Raw genomic sequence first — 16,255 nt, 5'->3', positions numbered from 1 at the left:
CACCGGGTATCTCAATTTCCGGCCGCCACACGCGTCACCGGGCCGTACGCGGCGGGCGGTAGCGGTAGAAGCCGGCGAAGTCCTTCTTCTCGGCGATGTCGTCGACGCGCACGATCGCCCCGGTCTCGGGCGCGTTCATCATCGTTCCATTGCCCAGGTAGATGCCGACATGATGGGTTTTGACGGTCTTTTTGGTGATCTTTCCGAAGAACGCTAAGTCTCCCGGCTTCGGGGACTTCACCCGGCGCATCTTCCGTACGTGCGCGTCGGTGTTGCCCGGCCCCAGCACGTCTCTGCCGTGCGCCAGCGCGTACACCCATCTGGCCAGCCCCGAGCAGTCGAGGCCGCGCGTTCTGGCCGCCGGGCAGGGCTTGATCCTGCCCCGGTAACCCCTGCAGGTGCCCTTCGACGGGCCGGGCTCCTCGGCGTGGCCGCCACCCCACGAGTACGCGATGCCGTACCGCTCGATCTCGTAGGCGAGCTGGACGATCCTGGGCGGCAGGGACAGGTCGAGCGGCACCGAGGCCGTGGCGGTGAGCAGGATCAGCGCCGCCGCCACAACCAGCCGCCGCTTCATCCCAAACCCCCTTCAACACCGGGACTTGGGATTTATCCTGCCTTATCGCGCTTTCAGGGTGAGTTTCACTGAACCGACGGTCACGTTCATGCCGACCGTGCCCTTCGACTTCCTGGGCTTGGTGGTGAACACGAACGTCACCTTCTTCGCCCGCGGCAACTCCTCGATCCGGCACGACACCGCCGTCCCGCTGAACTTGCACGCCGGCGCCTCGACCACCCGCTGCCCGCCGAACGCGCGCCCCGACACCTTGATGTCCTTGACGGGATGCGGACCCGTGTTCGTCACGACGACCCTGTACGACGTCCGGCTCCGGGCCTCGCCCGAGACCATCACCTCGGCGGGCGGGTTGGCCAGCGCCTTGAGCTGGGACTCGCTGCCGTTGAACGCGTTCTGGCCGCCGGCCAGCGTGCCCTTGTCCGCCGACTGCCAGAACGTGTGCCTCTTCCAGCTCTTCGGCAGCGCACCGGGCTCGCTGCCCCAGCGGGCCAGCCAGAGGGGATTGGACGTGAAGGCGGCCGAGTTCCCCGTGCAGGTGCGCCACCAGCTCGTCGTGGTGTAGATGATCACGTGCCGCCCGGTCGCCCTGCGGTAGCGGACGGTGAAGTCCTTGATCCAGCCGACCATGTCCTTCGTCGACAGGCCGTAGCAGGAGTTCTTGCCGTTCTTGTCTTTGTACGGATTGTCCTCCACATCGAGGACCCCGGGCAGGGTTTGGCCGTCGCCGATCCAAGCGCCGCCATTTTGAAGGAAATAGTCGGCTTGAGTTGTCCCGTCGGATTCGTGCGGTTGCGCAAAGTGATAAGCACCGCGGAAGAGCCCTGCCTCCGCCGCGCCGCCGAACTGCGTGCCGAAACGCGGGTTGCGGTAGTCGGCCCCCTCGGTGGCCTGCACGAACGCGAACTTCCCGCCCCCGGAGGCCACGCTCTCCCAGTCGATGTCACCGGTCCAGTTGCTGACGTCGACCCCGGGAACGCCGTCGGCGGCCTCGGCGACTCCCGTCATACCCGTCGCCAGAACGACCGCTGATAACCACAGACGTTTCACGCCGGAGATCCTTCCGGAGCCATACACAAATGTGCAAGTCCGGCAATATCCACGTTCTTCGACGTATCAACTGAAATGACCGGCCCCAGCGCGAGCGGCCGCGCCGCCGCCGTCCACTGCCGCCAGCGCTCGTCATCGACCTCGGCGTCATGGTGGATCGTGTGCCGCACCCGGCGCTCGTACCGGCTTCTCGCGACGTGGGGCGGCACCTCGCACCAGACCTCGCGCACCCCCGCGGGCGGGACGCCCGCGCGGTCGAGCCCGGCCAGCACCACGGGACGCAGCGGCGCGAGCCACGGGCTCTCCAGCACCGCGCCCGGCGGGGAGCCGGCGAGCAACGTCCACATGCTCTCGCCCGCGGCCATCCCGAGGCGCCTGCTCCACTCCCGCGCCTCCACGCCGTCGGGCCTGGCGAGGACGTCGGCCAGCGTCTCCTTGAGATCGTCCTTGGAGAACACGGGCAGCCCGAGTTCGCGGCCGAGCGCCCGGGCCAGCGTGCTCTTCCCCGCTCCCGGCAGCCCGTTCACCAGCACGGCAAGTCTGCGCATGACCCGACATGCTGCCAGAACCACCGCCCCGGGCCCTCATCCGGAAAAAACTTCTCCGTCATCCGGAAACCCGCACCTCAGAGCCCCGAAATCGCCCCCGTAGAAGCGAACGTCGAAGACGTCGTTTCCGCAGGTCACAACGGTTTGTGAACGTCACATTCGCGTTTGCCAAACCCGGTTTCCCCTGCACAAACTTGTCCCATTCCGGATTTCCCGCCCCGACCAGGGGTTTCTTCGCCATGCCCAGAGGAGACCGACCATGATCCACGCCCGGGGCCTGACCCGAGAGTTCACCGTCAGGAAGGAGACCGTCACCGCCGTTCGCGGCATCGACCTCGACGTGGAGGCCGGCCGGCTCGTGGCGTTCCTCGGCCCCAACGGCGCAGGCAAGTCCACGACCCTGCGCATGCTCACCACGCTGCTGCCGCCCACCTCGGGCACCGCCAGGGTGGCGGGCCACGACGTAAGCAGACACCCGGCCGCCGTCCGCGCCCGCATCGGCTACGTCGGCCAGAAGAACAGCGCGGGCGAGAACTTCTTCGTCCGCGACGAGCTCATCACCCAGGGCCGCTGCTACGGCCTGAGCATCCGCGACGCGGCCGCCCGCGCCGACGAACTGCTGGACCTGCTCGACCTCCAGCCGCTGGCCAGGCGCAAGCCCGGCACCCTCTCCGGCGGCCAGCGCCGTCGCCTGGACATCGCCCTCGGCCTCATCCACCGCCCCGACCTGCTCTTCCTGGACGAGCCCTCGACCGGCCTCGACCCGAACAGCCGCGCCGACATCTGGCAGCACATCCTCCGGCTTCGGGAGACGTTCGGCACGACGCTCTTCCTCACCACGCACTACCTGGAGGAGGCCGACACCATGGCCGAACGCGTGGTGATCATCGACGGCGGGAAGATCATCGCGGACGGCACCGCCGAACAGCTCAAGAACGACCTCGCCGGCGACCACATCACCATCACCACCAGCACCGAGCAGGAGGCCGCGACGGCCGCCCGCATCGGCAACGGGACCGCGACCGGCACCACCGTGCGCCTCCAGGTGCCCAACGCCGCCGCCGCGCTGCCCGACTATCTCCGCACCCTGGACGGCTCCGGCATCAAGGTCACCACCGCCGAGACCGCCCGCCCCACCCTTGACGACGTGTTCCTCGCTCTTACCGGGAGAAGCCTCACCGATGACGACATTCCTGCGTGACACCGCCACCGTCTTCTCGCGCGAGGCCAGGCCGGCCCTGCGCGAGCCCGTCGGGCTCCTCTTCGAGATGGGGCAGCCGCTGTTGTTCCTGTTCCTGTTCGGGTCGCTGCTGGACGGGGCGGTCGGCTCGTCCTGGCAGTGGTTCGTGCCGGGGATCCTGGTCATGATGTGCCTGACCGGCCCGATGGGCGCCGGTTACACGCTGCTGGTCGAGCTGATCGGCGGCTCCATGGAGCGCCTGATGGTGACACCGCTCAACCGCACCGCGATCCTCGTCGGCAGGACCATGAAGGAGATGATCGTCCTGCTGGCCCAGGCCGTGCTGATCATCGCGCTGGCGCTGCCCCTCGGCTTCGAGCTCCATCCGGCGGGCGTGCTGGCCGGCCTGGTGCTGCTCGTGATCTTCGGGGTCGGGCTGGGCTCCCTCTCGTTCGTCCTCGCCATCAAGTCGGCGCCAGGCGGAACCCTGTTCTACATCGTCAGCCAGTCGATCCTCTTCCCGCTGCTCCTGTGCTCGGGCGTGCTCCTCCCGCTGGACACCGGCCCCGCCTGGCTGCGGGCCATCGGGTACGCCAACCCGGTCACGTACATCGTCGACGCCCAGCGCGCCCTCTTCGCCGGCCACCTCGCGAGCCCCTCCATCCTGTACGGCACCGCCGCCGCCTGCGCGGTGGCCGCGGCCGGGCTCTACCTCGGCAACCGGGCCATGCGCCGGGGCATTTGATCGCGGGCACGATGGAGACATGACGGATTTGCTCCTGACCGGCACGGTCCCCTATGTCCCCGTGGCGCACCGCATGGACCTGATGCGCACCGCGACCCTCCCGCCGCTGGAGCAGACCACGTGCGCGTTCGCGTTCGTGTCGGACCGGGCGGGCCGCACTCTCATGACGCGCGTGGACGGGCGGGGCTGGGACATCCCCGGCGGCCACCTGGAACCCGGGGAGACGGCGGCGGACGCCGTGGTCCGCGAGTTGTACGAGGAGACCGGCCTGCGCCTGCCCTCGTCCGCGCTGTCCGCCTTCGCCTGGCAGCGCATCGAACTGCTCGCCCCGGCGCCCGACGGTTACCGCTATCCGCCGCTGACGTACATGGTGATGTTCCGGGCCTCGCTCCCCGAGCTGGGCTCTCCGACCCGGCCGCCCGCCGGGTCGGAGGCCACCGGCGCCGGCTGGCTGGCGTTCGAGGAGATCAACCGGGTCTGCGCCGGCCGCTCATGGCTGGCCCTGGTGGACGGCGCGGGCCCGCTCTAGGTCGGCGCTGCGGTAGAGCCGCTCGGGGATACGCGCGAGCGTGGACGGATGCACCTGCGGGCCGAGCCCGTACAACTTCTGGAAGCTCATGATCAGCGGGCGCCAGGCGTCGGGGTCGATGCGGTCGTCCGTGCCCGCCATGCGGATCTCCTCGTGCACCCAGACCCGCTGCACCCGCACCTCGAACGCCAGGATCCCGCCCTCGTCCCCCACGGGGTGGTGGCGTTCGACGACGGCCTCCATGGCGACCGGGCACTCGCCCACCCGGGGCGGCGCCACCGTCTCGGACGGGACGGCGTTCAGCCCCGCCCGGCCGAACTTGTCCGCCACGTGCCGGTAGCCGCGCACGTGCTTGCGCTCGGGCACGGGGTCGGACCCGGTGGTCAGCGCCAGCCGGTCGACGGCCGGCGCGAGCGCGTCGGACGGGAGGTTGAGCACGCATTCGCCGGTCTTGAGCATGTTCTGTGCCGTTTTGGCCCGCGCCCCGAGCCCCAGCACCGCCCGCCAGCCCAGCCAGAACGCCGACGACATGGGCGCCAGGTTGGGGGTGCCGTCCTCGTTCATGGAGGAGATGAGGACCACGGGGGTGCCGAAGTAGAGGATGTTCGGCTCGATGACGGTGTGGGTGCCGGCGACAGTGCTCATGGCGCTCTACTTTCGCGGCAGATGAGGGCCGGGCGCTGGCGGCCTTCGGACGTCTTGTCGGAGCCCCTGCTCGGCCCGCTTGCCCCCTGGACCGCCGGCGGCAAGGATCGTGAGCCGGCACGCATCCGTCGGCGAAGGACCACCCCCATGAAGATCCGCTACAACCCGCTGCTGGGCTGGACGTTCCTGATCCTGGGCTCCGTCCTGGTCCTCTTACAACTCTGGCTCTTCCTGCTCGGAGCGTTCAGCCCGACGATCGTCGTCGGGCTGATCGTCGCCGGACTCGGCGTCGTCTACTTGCGGCGGCCGTATTTCCGGGTCGAGCCGCAGGCCATCGTTCTCGCCGCGCCGATCGGGCCGGCCGAACGCAGATTCCCCATCCCTGCGGGCGGGAGCCCGCGCCTGGAGGGCAACCGCATCGTCGTCGACGAGGCGGGCAGGGCCCGGAAGGTGCCCGTGCGCAAGGGGATGGCGCACCCGGCGGACTGGGCGGCGTACACCGCCGGCCTGCCCCGCGGCCCCCAGGCCTGACCAGGCACGCCCGTCACTCCCACGCGGGGTCGTGCGCCAGTTTCTCGGCGATGCGGTCGTGGAAACTCTTGCGGGTCAGGGCCTGCTCGATGTCGGCGACGACCCGGGTGAGCGGATAGGGGATCTCGGCCTCGATCTCGGCGACGGCGGCCTCGGTGGCCCGCCACTCCGCCGCCAGGCGGCCGACGACGCCGCGGGCGTGGTCGGTGAGCGTCACCTTCTTGCTGCGCGCGTCGTCACCCGGCACGGTCTCGACCCAGCCTGCCTCCCGCATGGCGGCCACCTTCTGGCTCAGCGCCGAGTGCGTCCGCCCGACCGACTCGGCGAGTTCGGTGATGGTCATCGGCCCGAGGGCGTTGAGCCGGAGCAGCTCCATCACGAAGCTCGGTTTGAGCCCGTCGATGCGCCTCTCGGAGTAGAGCCGGGCGATGTCGGCGTCCATCGACGCCTGCAGGACCCGCAGCGGCCGCCAGAGGCTCTCAAGGGTGGGATCCGGGGTGTTGGGGTCAGCCATGAGACAACTATAACAGTTCTTATATAAGGACTGTTATTTCATGGGGTGATCCGGGTGTCCCGCGCCCTACACGCCCGGCCGGAATCGTGCCAGACTGCCTGCTCAGGGGTGCCATACGCGGCGAAGGGGGACGACCAGGATGGGATTGCACGTCGAGAGCCGACCATCCGATTCGCCGTACATCGAGCGGGTGTGGCGCAGCAGGAGCCATGACATCGCCCGGATGACGTCGGTCGCGACCGCCCATTGCGAGCTGGTGCTCTGGGAACACCGCGGTCAGGTCAGCGTGGCCGTACGAGGGCCCGAGACGGCGGCGAGCGCCGCCCCCGTGCCCGAGGACGCGACGTTCTTCGGGATCACGTTCTCGCTCGGCACGTCCATGCCCCATCTGCCCAGCGGCCGGCTCGTCAACGGCGCCGTTGAGATCCCCGGCGCGACGCGCAGGTCGTTCTGGCTGAAGGGCTCCACCTGGTGCCTTCCCGGCTATGACGACGCCGAGGCGTTCGTCCGGCGGATGGCGCGCGAGGGGGTGGTGGACTGCGACCCCGTCGTCGCCACGGTGCTGCGCGGCGCCGCGCCGGACGTGTCAGAACGCACCGTCCAGCGGCGTTTCATGGCGGCGACCGGCCTCACGCGCGGCGCCGCCCAGCGGATCTCGCGCGCCAGGCAGGCGGCGGTCCTGATCCAGGAGGGCACGCCGGTCGGCGACGTGATCCACCGGCTCGGCTATTTCGACCAGCCGCACCTGGCGCGGTCACTGACCCGCTATGTCGGGCGGACCGCCACGCAGTTGAGCGCTCAGAAGCCGGATGAGCCGCTGTCGCTTCTGTACAAGACGTGAGCGCCCCTCCCGCCTAACCTTCATATCGGCGCATACGCGCCACCCCGTGAACACCTCCGACGACTAGGGGACCGAACCATGGCTAAGATCATTTCTAGCTTCTTCATCTCCGTGGACGGCGTGGTCGAGTCGCCGGACCAGTGGCACTTCCCCTACTGGAACGACGAGATGGGCGCCGTGGTCGAGGCCGGCATGCAGACCGCGGCGATGCTGATGGGCCGCAAACTGTACGACGAGTGGTCCACGTACTGGACGACGACGGACGCCGACCCGGAAGTGGCCGCGTCGATGAACACCGCCCGCAAGTTCGTCGTGTCCAGCACCCTGGAGAAGGCCGACTGGGACAACACCACCATCGTCTCCGGTGACGTCGCGGCCAGGCTCCGCGAGATCAAGCAGGAGATCAGCGGCGGCGACATCGGGATGTCCGGCTCCGCGACGACCGTGCGGTGGCTGCTGGCCAACGGGCTGCTCGACGAGCTCCACCTGCTCGTCCACCCGATCGCCGTGGGCCACGGCCAGCGGTTGTTCGAGGACACCCCGACCCACCCGCTGAAGCTGGTCAAGTCGGAGACCTTCCAGACCGGCGTGCTCAACCTGACGTACGTTCCCGACGCCGGCTGAGCACCTGTCGCGCGGGTCAGAGCAGCCGTCGCTGCACGACGTCGGCCATGACCGTGGTCACGACACTCTCGACGGCTCCGGCCTCCGGCGGGGCACCTTCCTGGCCGGCGTACAGCAGGTGGGCGGACCCGATGAGAGCGAGCGCCAGCGTGTCGACGTCGGCGTCCGCGGCGATGCGGCCCATCTCGCGCTCTTCTGCGAGGTAGGAGGCGATCATGGTGGTGGCCTCGGCCAGGAGCGGGATCCCGGTGGGCAGGGTCCGGCGCAGGCGGGCTCGCAGCTCGTCCCTGAAGGTGATGAGGCCGACGATCGCCACGGCGACCGACTCGAACACGCCGGTCAGCGCTCCGGTGAGGTTGCCGGCGACGGTGCCGGTGCCGGCGGAGTCGCGCAGGGCGACCGCCTGGGCGTCGATGCGGCCGACGCGGTCGAGGATGAGCTCGGCGAGGAAGGCGTCGAAGTCGGCGAAGTGCCGGTGCAGCACGCCCTTGGCGCAGCCGGCCTCGGTGGTGAGCGCCCGGCTGGTCAGCCCGCTCGGCCCGGCCCGGAGCAGGATGCGCTCCGCGGCGTTGAACAGCTGCTCGCGCACGTCGCGCATGGCCACCCCTGTCGGCACCGCGCGTCCCTCCTCGAACCGTCGCCGGGCACCCCCAGGCTAGACGAGTGGGCACACGCCCACTATTGTGGGCGCATGCCCACTATCCCGCGGGAAAGTAACCAGCCCCATCGCCTCCGGCAGGTCGCCGAGTCGTTCGGCACGGACGCCGAACGCTACGACCGCACCCGCCCCCGCTACCCTGACGCCCTGGTGGAGCGCATCGTCGCCGCCGGCCCCGGGCCCGACCTGCTCGACGTCGGCTGCGGCACCGGCATCGCCGCCCGCCAGTTCCAGGCCGCCGGCTGCGCCGTGCTCGGCGTCGAGCCCGACGAGCGCATGGCCGCCCTGGCCCGGCGCACCGGAGTCGCATGCGAGGTGTCGACGTTCGAGGCCTGGGACGCCGCGGGCCGGACCTTCGACACGGTCATCGCCGGGCAGACCTGGCACTGGGTGGACCCGGTCGCCGGCGCGGCCAAGGCGGCGGAGGTGCTGCGGCCCGGAGGACGGCTGGCCCTGTTCTGGAACGCGTTCCAGCCTCCGCCCGGCCTGAACGAAGCCTTCGCCGCGGCCTACCGCCAGGTGCTGCCCGAGATGCCGGGCTATGACCACACGAAGCCGGTCAAGGAGGCGTACGCCGCGATGTGCGCCGTGGCCGCGGACGGGATGCGCGAGGCCGGCGCGTTCGGCGACCCGGAGCAGTGGCACGTCGACTGGGAGCACACCTACACCCGGGACGCGTGGCTGGACCAGGTGCCCACGCACGGAGGCGGCAACCGGCTCCCGCCCGCCAGAATGGACGAGCTGCTGTCGGCCATCGGCGCCGCGATCGACGCGGCGGGCGGCGCCTTCACGATGAGCTACACCGCCGTGGTGGTCACCGCGGCACGAACCGCCTGACGGCTCAGGGCCGCGTCAGGAGCCCGGCGAGAGCGTCACGGCTGCTCTGGAGCTCGTCCATACGCTGGTCCATCGTCGCCAGCTCGCCGTTCAGGATGTCCCACAACTCGGCGCACCACTCGATGTCCGGGCGCTCGCCCCGCGCGCACGGCAACACCGACCGGATCACCTCGGTGGACAGGCCGGCCCTCAACAAGGCGCGCACCTGCCGCACCGTGACCACCGCGTCCTCGTCGAACTGGCGGTAGCCGTTGGGGCCGCGGCTGGTGTCGAGCAGACCCTGCGCCTCGTAGTAGCGCAGCAGGCGGGCGCTGACCCCGGTGCGCCGGGACAACTCACCGATCAGCATGCGGTTTGACCTTTCCATCGATGTCAGGCCTTAACGTCGCCGTGGTAACGGACATTCCACCTGATGAGCATGCTGGAGCGACGTATGTCCTTCTTCGTTGTCCAACGCGACGGCCACACGGCGAGTGCCGGCGATCTGGCGCCGCTCGCCTTCGCCGGCTACGCCCACTTCACCGCCATGCAGGTGCGCGGCGGCCAGGTGCGGGGCCTCGACCTCCACCTGGACCGGCTGCGCTCCGCCTCGCTGGAGTTGTTCGGCCGGGCCCTGCCCGACGACCGGGTGCGCGCCGGCCTGCGGGCGGCGCTCCAGGCAGGGCCGGCCGACCTCTCGCTGAGCGCCACGGTCTACTCCCCGGCGGGCGAGTTCACCGTGGCGGGCCCCGAGGTGGAGCCGGAGCTGCTCGTACGCACCGGGCCCGCCTCGACCGGCCCGCTGGGCCCGCTCGCCCTGGCGGCGATCGAGCACGAACGCTTCCTGCCGGCCGTGAAGCAGGTCGGAGAGGCCGCCAAGACCTATTACCTGCGCCAGGCCGTCGGCCAGGGCTTCGACGACGCCGCCTTCGTCGACCGCCGGGGGCGGCTCAGCGAGGGCTCGATCTGGAACGTGGCCTTCTGGGACGGCTCGGCGGTGGTGTGGCCCGAGGCCGAGATGCTGGCCGGGACCACGATGGGCATCGTCCGCAGGCAGCTGGACCGCCTCGGCGTGCCCCAGCGCGTCGAGGAGGTCACGCTCGCCGGCCTGCCGGCGCTGGCGGGCGCCGTGGTGATGAACTCGTGGACGCCGGGGCTCGCCGTGCACCGGATCGGCCCCGTGTCCCTGCCCGAGGCGCCGTCCTTCGTGGAGGTGCTGCACGAGGCGTACGAGGCCGAACCGCTCACCGCGCCGTAGGGTCGGCGGGCTCGGCGCCGCCCGGCTGCGGGATCGCGACGACGCCGAGGGTGATCTGCCGCCGCCCTGGCCCGGGGGTGGCGTGCGCGAGGGGGTCGATCAGGTCGCGCAGGCGCGCGCGGAGCCGGGCCAGCTCGTCGTCGTCCACCCACACGTGGACGGACGTGTAGGTCAGCCCTTGTGCGACCGGATCGTCCGGGTCGCCCTCCAGATAGGCGTGCGCCTGCGCCATCAGGCCCGTGACGAAGGCGGTCACCGCCCGCTCGTGGTCGCCGGTCGACAACCTCGCGGGATCGGGCACCGCGCCCTGGACGGCGCGCTCGTCCAGCTCGTACGTGTGCTCGACCGCTCCGCGCACCTTCCGCTCGCCGACGACGCGGATGACGCCCGCGTCCACCAGCCACCGGATGTGCCGGTAGAGGCTGCTGTACGGGACGTCCGGCAACGCCTGGCGCAGTTGTGTCCCGGTGCGGGGGCCGAGGGCCAGGATCTGCGCCACCCGGATCCGGACCGGGTGCAGCACACCGACATCGCTCACGGGCATCCTCCGATCGTCCTCGCGGAAATCGTAGCGCTCCATTGACTCCATTTTTGGCTATGGTCTTAAATATGAGATCAATCGACCTGGGAGAATCGCCATGACCATCACCGCATCAGACCTGCGCGAGCGCCTCGCCACGCTGGCCGGCCGGCATCGCGTGCCGGGCGCCGCACTCGCGGTCCTGCACGGCGGGGCCGTCGTCGAGGCGGCCACGGGAGTGCTCAACACCCGCACCGGCGTCGAGGCCACCCCGGACTCCGTCTTCCAGATCGGATCCGTCACCAAGACGTGGACGGCCACGCTCGTCATGCAGCTCGTGGACGAGGGGCGGCTGGACCTCGACCGGCCGATCCGCGACCACCTCCCGGAGTTCGCGCTCGCCGACGAGGACGCCGCCGCGGCCGTCACCCCTCGCCACCTGCTGACGCACACAGCGGGATTCCCGGGAGAGGACCTCACCGACTACGGCAGGAACGAGGACGCCGTGGCCGCCCTCGTCGCCAACCTGTCGGGCGCGCCCAAGGTGACCGAGCCCGGCGCGCTCTTCTCGTACAACAACGCCGGTTTCGTCGTCCTCGGCCGCCTGGTCGAGGTGCTGCGGGAGGGCGCCTGGGGCGAGTTGACGCAGCGCCGGCTGGCCGGGCCGCTGGGGCTGGGAACCGTCGTCACCCTGCCGGAGCAGGCGCTCATGCACCGCGCCGCCATCGGCCACGTCGAGACGGGCCCCGCTCCCGTCTGGTCGCTCCCGCGCGCGCTCGACCCGGCCGGCGGGCTGGCCATGAGCGCCACGGACCTGCTGGAGTTCGGGCGCCTGCACCTGAACCACGGGCTCGCCCCCGACGGCACGCGCCTGCTCTCGCGCGCCGCCGCCGAGGCCATGAGCACGCCGCAGGTGACGCCGCCGCCGCTGTCCGCCTTCCCCCGCTCGTACGGGCTGGGCATGGAGGTGCACGACTGGGACGGCGGCACGGTCACCGGCCACTCAGGGGCGACGATCGGGCAGAAGGCCTACCTGCGCATGGTCCCCGGAGCGGACGTGGCCGTGGCCCTGCTCACCAACGGCGGAGCCGCTGACGAGCTCCACGCCGACCTCGGCCATCCGCTGCTGAACGAGCTCGCCGGCGTACGCGCCCCCGCGCCGGCGAGCCCTCCGGAGGCCGGGACGCCCATCGACCCCCGCCCGTACGTCGGCGACTTCGACATGGGGCTGGCCACCATCAGGATCGGCCATGACGAGCGGAACGTGTTGACGATGACCACGATCCCGCGCTCCAGCTACGTCGAATCCCTGGTCACGAACCCGGTCGCGACGCTGGCCGCGCTCGACGGCTCCCGCTTCGTCGAGGTCGGGCAGGACGACGGGGAGCGCCGGGAGGTCGTCTTCCTCGACCCGGGAGCCGACGGGCGCTTCCGGATCCTGCACAACAGCCGCGCGATGTTGCGCATCTCCTGACGCGACGGCGATGAGGCGCTCGCGGTTGCGCCGGGCACGGGCGCGGACAGGAGCGATCGGCCTGGGCAGCGTGACCCTCGACGGGCTGCGCCGGGCGCTCCCGGCGGGCATCGCCTGCGTGCAGAACGCGTACAGCCTCGAGTGGAAAGGGGACTCCAACTCCTTTCCACTCTCAACCTATAGCGCACCCGGGGGCTTGCGGCAAGACCCGGGTCGTGCCGCACAATCGTCGGCCAAGGCCAGAACACCCTGTGTGAACGGGGAAACGAAGTGCGGGTGCCGTTGCCGGCGTACGGGTGGGTCCACGCACACTCAGATCGGAGCTGATGACGTGAACCCGCTGACCACCAGCGCGTTTGACCTTCCCGACCACCTCGCCCCCAAGGCCGACCCGGCGCTGATCGCCGGCGACGAGCGGCACTTCGCGGCCATCGCCGAGAGCCTCGAGCAGTCGATCGCCGAACTGTCCGACCGCCTCGAAGCCGAGCGCAGGGCCCCCGGCGGCAAGGGGCGGCAGGCGCTGGACCGGGACCTGGAGATCCACCGGCTGACCGCCCGCCTGCGCGCCCTGCGCCGCTTCGGTCTGGACCTGTGCCTCGGGCACATGGTGGGCGCGGACAACCCCGAGCCCGTGTACGTCGGACGGCTCGGCCTCACGGACAGCGCCGGTCGCCGGCTGCTGATCGACTGGCGCTCCCCCGCGGCCGAGCCGTTCTTCGGCGCCACCCACGCCAACCCGATGGGCCTGGCCAGCCGCCGGAGATACCGCTGGACCCGCGGCCGGATCAGCGACTACTGGGACGAGGTGTTCACCCAGGACCAGATCGACGGCCACGCCGCGCTCGACGACCAGTCCGCCTTCATCGCCAGCCTGGGCGGCAGCCGCTCGCCCCGGATGCGCGACGTGCTCGGCACCATCCAGGCCGACCAGGACGCCATCATCCGCGCCGGATCCCGCGGCGCTCTCGTCGTCGACGGCGGTCCCGGCACGGGCAAGACCGTCGTCGCCCTGCACCGCTCCGCCTACCTCCTCTACTCCGACCCGCGCCTCGGTCACCGCAGGGGCGGCGTGCTGTTCGTCGGCCCCCACCAGCCCTACCTGGCCTACGTCTCCGACGTACTGCCCAGTCTCGGGGAGGAGGGCGTACAGACCTGCACCCTGCGGGACCTCGTCGCCGAGGGGGCCGCCGCGGCGATCGAGGCCGACCCGGACGTGGCCCGCCTGAAGTCGTCCGCGGACCTGGTCAAGGCGATCGAGCCGGCCGTCAGGTTCTACGAGAACCCGCCCACCGAGGGGATGGCGGTCACGACCCACTGGTCCGACATCTGGCTGAGCGCCGACGACTGGGCCGAGGCGTTCGAAGCGCCGGAACCCGGCACCCCGCACAACGAGGCCCGTGACCGGATCTGGGAGGAACTGCTCACGATCCTGGCCGACAAGCACGACGGCGACGTCTCCCCCGACCTGCTCCGCAGGTCGCTGCTGCAGAACAGGGAACTGCTCACGACCTTCAACCGCGCATGGCCGCTGATCGAGGCCTCCGACCTGGTCGGAGACCTGTGGACGGTGCCGGCCTACCTGCGCAAGTGCGCCCCCTGGCTCAGCCGCGAAGACGTCCTGCGGCTTCAGCGCGACAATGCCCAGGCCTGGACGGTGTCCGACCTGCCGCTCCTCGACGCGGCACGGCAACGGCTCGGCGACCCGGAGGCGTCACGGCAGAGGCGCCGCAGGGAAGCGTCCGTCGCCGCCGAACGCGAGCGCATGGCCGGCGTCGTCGACCACCTGCTCGAGGCCGACGACGACGGCGAAGGCGTCGTGACGATGCTGCACGGGCAGGACCTGCGGGACGCCCTGGTGGACGAGGACGCGCTGCCCGGCACCGAACCCGACCTGCTCGCCGGCCCGTTCGCCCACATCGTCGTGGACGAGGCCCAGGAACTGACCGACGCGGAATGGCAGATGTTGCTGCTGCGCTGCCCGTCCAGGAGCTTCACCATCGTCGGCGACCGCGCCCAGGCCAGGCACGGGTTCACGGAGTCGTGGCAGGAACGGCTCGAACGGATCGGGCTCGACCGCGTCGGCCTGGCCTCCCTGAGCATCAACTACCGGACGCCGGGAGAGATCATGGCCGAAGCCGAGCCGGTCATCCGGGCCGTGCTCCCGGACGCCAACGTGCCGACCTCCATCCGCAGCAGCGGCGTCCCCGTCGTCCACGGATCCACCGCGGATCTGAGCTCGATCCTCGACACCTGGCTCGCCGCCCACGCCGACGGGACCGCCTGCGTCATCGGCGACCCCACATTCCCGGGGGCGCCCCGCGTCCGGTCGCTGACCCCGGAGCTGGCCAAGGGGCTCGAGTTCGACCTCGTCGTACTCGTCGACCCGGAGGCGTTCGGCACGGGCGTCGAAGGAGCGGTCGACCACTATGTCGCCATGACCCGGGCGACCCGGCAACTCGTCATCCTCACGAGCTCCTGACGCCGGCGGCCGGACTGCGGGCGAGCGACGGTCTCCGCGCCCGCGGTCCGGCCGCCTCGGGTCCGGGGGCGCAGCGTGACGATCTTCGGGAAAGTGGCGGATAATCTGGCCCTGTGTGCACGTACGCGGAGGTCACCTACAAGGTCCACTACGTGTGCGTCCCGTGCCGGCAGAGCCGCAAACTGGGCTGGGACGGCGCGGAGCACCTGTGCACGCGCTGCCGCCGGCCGATGCTCCTCGCCGGCCATGACTTCGCCGCGCCGCGCAGGACGAAGGACCGCGAGTGGGCGGCTGTCGAGGCCGTGCTGGGCGCGGGGCTGCGGTACGAAGGCTTCGAGCCGTGCGGTTGCGGGCAACAGCCGAAATACCGCCCGCGCACGAGCGCGCAGGTGCGGGCCCGGCGCCGGATCGCGGCCCGCAAAGGGCTGGCCGACGCCCAGGCACTGGCGCTGCGCGACCCTGGTGACGCGTAAGCCAGGACGACGTGGCACGATGGCCGGACCGCGATCTCCGAGCACCCGGACCGGAGCTCGTGGTCCGCCGGCAACGACCATCCAGACCGTACACCCGCAGCGGAGGAGAACCCCCGGTATGGCCGTCATCCACCGCACCGCCCTCAAGCCGACCAAGCTGGAGCTTCTCACCTCCTGGCTCCCCTCCCGGCCGTGGTATCTCGGCGGGGCGGGCGCACCTCATCTGTCCAAGGCCGGCGGCTTCCGGCTGGACGACCCGCAGGGTGAGGTGGGAATCGAGTTCATGGTGGTCACCGATGCCTCCGGCGCCCGCCTGACCAACTACCTGGTGCCGCTCACCTATCGCGGCGCCCCGCTCGACGGCGCTGAGCACGCCCTCATCGGCACCATGGAACACGGCGTGCTGGGGCGGCGCTGGGCCTACGACGGCTGCCACGACCATGTGCTCCTCGCCCAGTTGGAGGCCCTTATCGAGGGCCGCGTCCAGGCCCAGGACCAGAACGCCAGCGACACCCCCGACCGGGAGGTCACCCGGTCCTACAGCGGTGCCGGCCTCACCGGCTTCACCACCGCCACCGACGACCAGGAGGGCACCCTGCTGCCCGCGTCGCAGGCTACGGCCCTCCGCTTGCACCGGGCCCTGCGTCCTTCACCGGACGACGGGTCTTCCCTTCCACCGCAGGCGCTCGGCCACGTCGCCGGCTCCTGGCGGATGCCGGACGGCTCCCGGGCCCGGGGGTTGTTCGTCGTCCTGCACCCTCGTACGTAGGTCTCCGCGCGCCGCCGGGAATGAGCG

Annotated in this window: 20 protein-coding genes; 12 read left to right on the top strand and 8 right to left on the bottom strand. The window is 70.9% G+C overall.

What is annotated here, in order from left to right; all coding sequences use genetic code 11:
• Positions 1-34: 34 nt before the first annotated feature.
• From ABGB01_RS29380 to ABGB01_RS29370, 3 genes are read right to left on the bottom strand one after another with little or no spacing between them, the layout of a single operon-like run.
• Positions 35-577, bottom strand: coding sequence for an NlpC/P60 family protein (locus tag ABGB01_RS29380; RefSeq protein WP_347776776.1), 543 nt, complete (start codon positions 575-577; stop codon positions 35-37).
• Positions 578-619: 42 nt separating this feature from the next.
• The gene (locus ABGB01_RS29375; protein WP_347776775.1) at positions 620-1,624 is read right to left on the bottom strand and encodes a lysozyme; all 1,005 of its coding nucleotides are present in this window, start codon (positions 1,622-1,624) and stop codon (positions 620-622) included.
• Positions 1,621-2,172, bottom strand: a complete 552-nt coding sequence (locus ABGB01_RS29370) for an AAA family ATPase (RefSeq protein ID WP_347776774.1) — start codon at positions 2,170-2,172, stop codon at positions 1,621-1,623. Before ABGB01_RS29370 ends, ABGB01_RS29375 begins: the two co-directional genes overlap by 4 nt.
• Positions 2,173-2,431: 259 nt before the next feature.
• Here ABGB01_RS29370 and ABGB01_RS29365 point away from each other — a divergent pair, with 259 nt between their 5' ends.
• Genes ABGB01_RS29365 through ABGB01_RS29355 form a run of 3 tightly spaced genes read left to right on the top strand, consistent with a single transcriptional unit; the run spans position 2,432 to position 4,626 of the window.
• Positions 2,432-3,373, top strand: coding sequence for an ATP-binding cassette domain-containing protein (locus ABGB01_RS29365; RefSeq protein ID WP_347776773.1), 942 nt, complete (start codon positions 2,432-2,434; stop codon positions 3,371-3,373).
• Positions 3,354-4,097, top strand: coding sequence for an ABC transporter permease (locus ABGB01_RS29360; protein WP_347776772.1), 744 nt, complete (start codon positions 3,354-3,356; stop codon positions 4,095-4,097). The genes ABGB01_RS29365 and ABGB01_RS29360 overlap by 20 nt, the downstream gene beginning before the upstream one ends.
• Positions 4,098-4,116: 19 nt before the next feature.
• The gene (locus ABGB01_RS29355; RefSeq protein ID WP_347776771.1) at positions 4,117-4,626 is read left to right on the top strand and encodes an NUDIX domain-containing protein; all 510 of its coding nucleotides are present in this window, start codon (positions 4,117-4,119) and stop codon (positions 4,624-4,626) included.
• Here ABGB01_RS29355 and ABGB01_RS29350 read toward each other — a convergent pair.
• Complete coding sequence (locus tag ABGB01_RS29350; protein WP_347776770.1) at positions 4,588-5,271, bottom strand: flavin reductase family protein; 684 nt, start codon at positions 5,269-5,271, stop codon at positions 4,588-4,590. The genes ABGB01_RS29355 and ABGB01_RS29350 overlap by 39 nt on opposite strands.
• A gap of 147 nt (positions 5,272-5,418) precedes the next feature.
• On the opposite strand from ABGB01_RS29350, the gene ABGB01_RS29345 reads away from it, so the two are divergent.
• Positions 5,419-5,802 (top strand): hypothetical protein, encoded by a 384-nt coding sequence (locus ABGB01_RS29345; protein WP_347776769.1) that lies wholly within the window; start codon positions 5,419-5,421, stop codon positions 5,800-5,802.
• Positions 5,803-5,815: 13 nt separating this feature from the next.
• Here the strand turns inward: ABGB01_RS29345 and ABGB01_RS29340 are convergent, their stop codons facing one another.
• The gene (locus ABGB01_RS29340; protein ID WP_347776768.1) at positions 5,816-6,316 is read right to left on the bottom strand and encodes a MarR family transcriptional regulator; all 501 of its coding nucleotides are present in this window, start codon (positions 6,314-6,316) and stop codon (positions 5,816-5,818) included.
• Between the two features lie 139 nt (positions 6,317-6,455).
• Between ABGB01_RS29340 and ABGB01_RS29335 the strand changes: the two genes are divergently transcribed.
• Positions 6,456-7,157 carry a helix-turn-helix domain-containing protein gene (locus ABGB01_RS29335; protein ID WP_347776767.1) on the top strand — a complete coding sequence of 234 codons (702 nt, stop codon included), beginning with the start codon at positions 6,456-6,458 and terminating at the stop codon, positions 7,155-7,157.
• Positions 7,158-7,235: 78 nt separating this feature from the next.
• Positions 7,236-7,781, top strand: coding sequence for a dihydrofolate reductase family protein (locus tag ABGB01_RS29330; protein ID WP_347776766.1), 546 nt, complete (start codon positions 7,236-7,238; stop codon positions 7,779-7,781).
• A 16-nt stretch (positions 7,782-7,797) separates the two neighbouring features.
• Here ABGB01_RS29330 and ABGB01_RS29325 read toward each other — a convergent pair whose 3' ends face one another.
• On the bottom strand, positions 7,798-8,397 hold the full coding sequence (locus ABGB01_RS29325) for a TetR/AcrR family transcriptional regulator (protein ID WP_347776765.1): 600 nt from the start codon (positions 8,395-8,397) through the stop codon (positions 7,798-7,800).
• A 75-nt stretch (positions 8,398-8,472) separates the two neighbouring features.
• Between ABGB01_RS29325 and ABGB01_RS29320 the strand changes: the two genes are divergently transcribed.
• Positions 8,473-9,276 carry a methyltransferase domain-containing protein gene (locus ABGB01_RS29320; RefSeq protein WP_347776764.1) on the top strand — a complete coding sequence of 268 codons (804 nt, stop codon included), beginning with the start codon at positions 8,473-8,475 and terminating at the stop codon, positions 9,274-9,276.
• Positions 9,277-9,280: 4 nt separating this feature from the next.
• Here ABGB01_RS29320 and ABGB01_RS29315 read toward each other — a convergent pair whose 3' ends face one another.
• On the bottom strand, positions 9,281-9,625 hold the full coding sequence (locus ABGB01_RS29315; RefSeq protein ID WP_347776763.1) for a MerR family transcriptional regulator: 345 nt from the start codon (positions 9,623-9,625) through the stop codon (positions 9,281-9,283).
• 84 nt (positions 9,626-9,709) lie between these two features.
• Between ABGB01_RS29315 and ABGB01_RS29310 the strand changes: the two genes are divergently transcribed.
• Entirely contained in the window at positions 9,710-10,513 is an 804-nt protein-coding gene (locus ABGB01_RS29310) for an aminotransferase class IV family protein (protein WP_347776762.1), read from the top strand.
• Here the strand turns inward: ABGB01_RS29310 and ABGB01_RS29305 are convergent.
• Positions 10,500-11,051, bottom strand: coding sequence for a helix-turn-helix domain-containing protein (locus ABGB01_RS29305; protein WP_347776761.1), 552 nt, complete (start codon positions 11,049-11,051; stop codon positions 10,500-10,502). The genes ABGB01_RS29310 and ABGB01_RS29305 overlap by 14 nt on opposite strands.
• Positions 11,052-11,151: 100 nt before the next feature.
• Between ABGB01_RS29305 and ABGB01_RS29300 the strand changes: the two genes are divergently transcribed.
• The 4 genes from ABGB01_RS29300 to ABGB01_RS29285 all read left to right on the top strand — a co-directional run bounded on the left by ABGB01_RS29300 (position 11,152) and on the right by ABGB01_RS29285 (position 16,228).
• On the top strand, positions 11,152-12,507 hold the full coding sequence (locus tag ABGB01_RS29300) for a serine hydrolase domain-containing protein (RefSeq protein WP_347776760.1): 1,356 nt from the start codon (positions 11,152-11,154) through the stop codon (positions 12,505-12,507).
• Between the two features lie 331 nt (positions 12,508-12,838).
• A complete protein-coding gene (helR, locus tag ABGB01_RS29295; protein ID WP_347776759.1) occupies positions 12,839-14,986 on the top strand; it encodes an RNA polymerase recycling motor ATPase HelR in 2,148 nt (715 codons plus the stop codon).
• Positions 14,987-15,099: 113 nt separating this feature from the next.
• On the top strand, positions 15,100-15,459 hold the full coding sequence (locus ABGB01_RS29290) for a hypothetical protein (protein ID WP_347776758.1): 360 nt from the start codon (positions 15,100-15,102) through the stop codon (positions 15,457-15,459).
• A gap of 118 nt (positions 15,460-15,577) precedes the next feature.
• Complete coding sequence (locus ABGB01_RS29285) at positions 15,578-16,228, top strand: 1,4-alpha-glucan branching protein (protein ID WP_347776757.1); 651 nt, start codon at positions 15,578-15,580, stop codon at positions 16,226-16,228.
• Positions 16,229-16,255: the final 27 nt, after the last annotated feature.

The sequence above is a fragment of the Nonomuraea sp. B5E05 genome (genome assembly GCF_039880665.1).
GTDB lineage: Bacteria > Actinomycetota > Actinomycetes > Streptosporangiales > Streptosporangiaceae > Nonomuraea.
The sequence above is the reverse complement of the archived record's forward strand: the minus strand, read 5'-3'. Positions and strand labels throughout refer to the sequence as shown.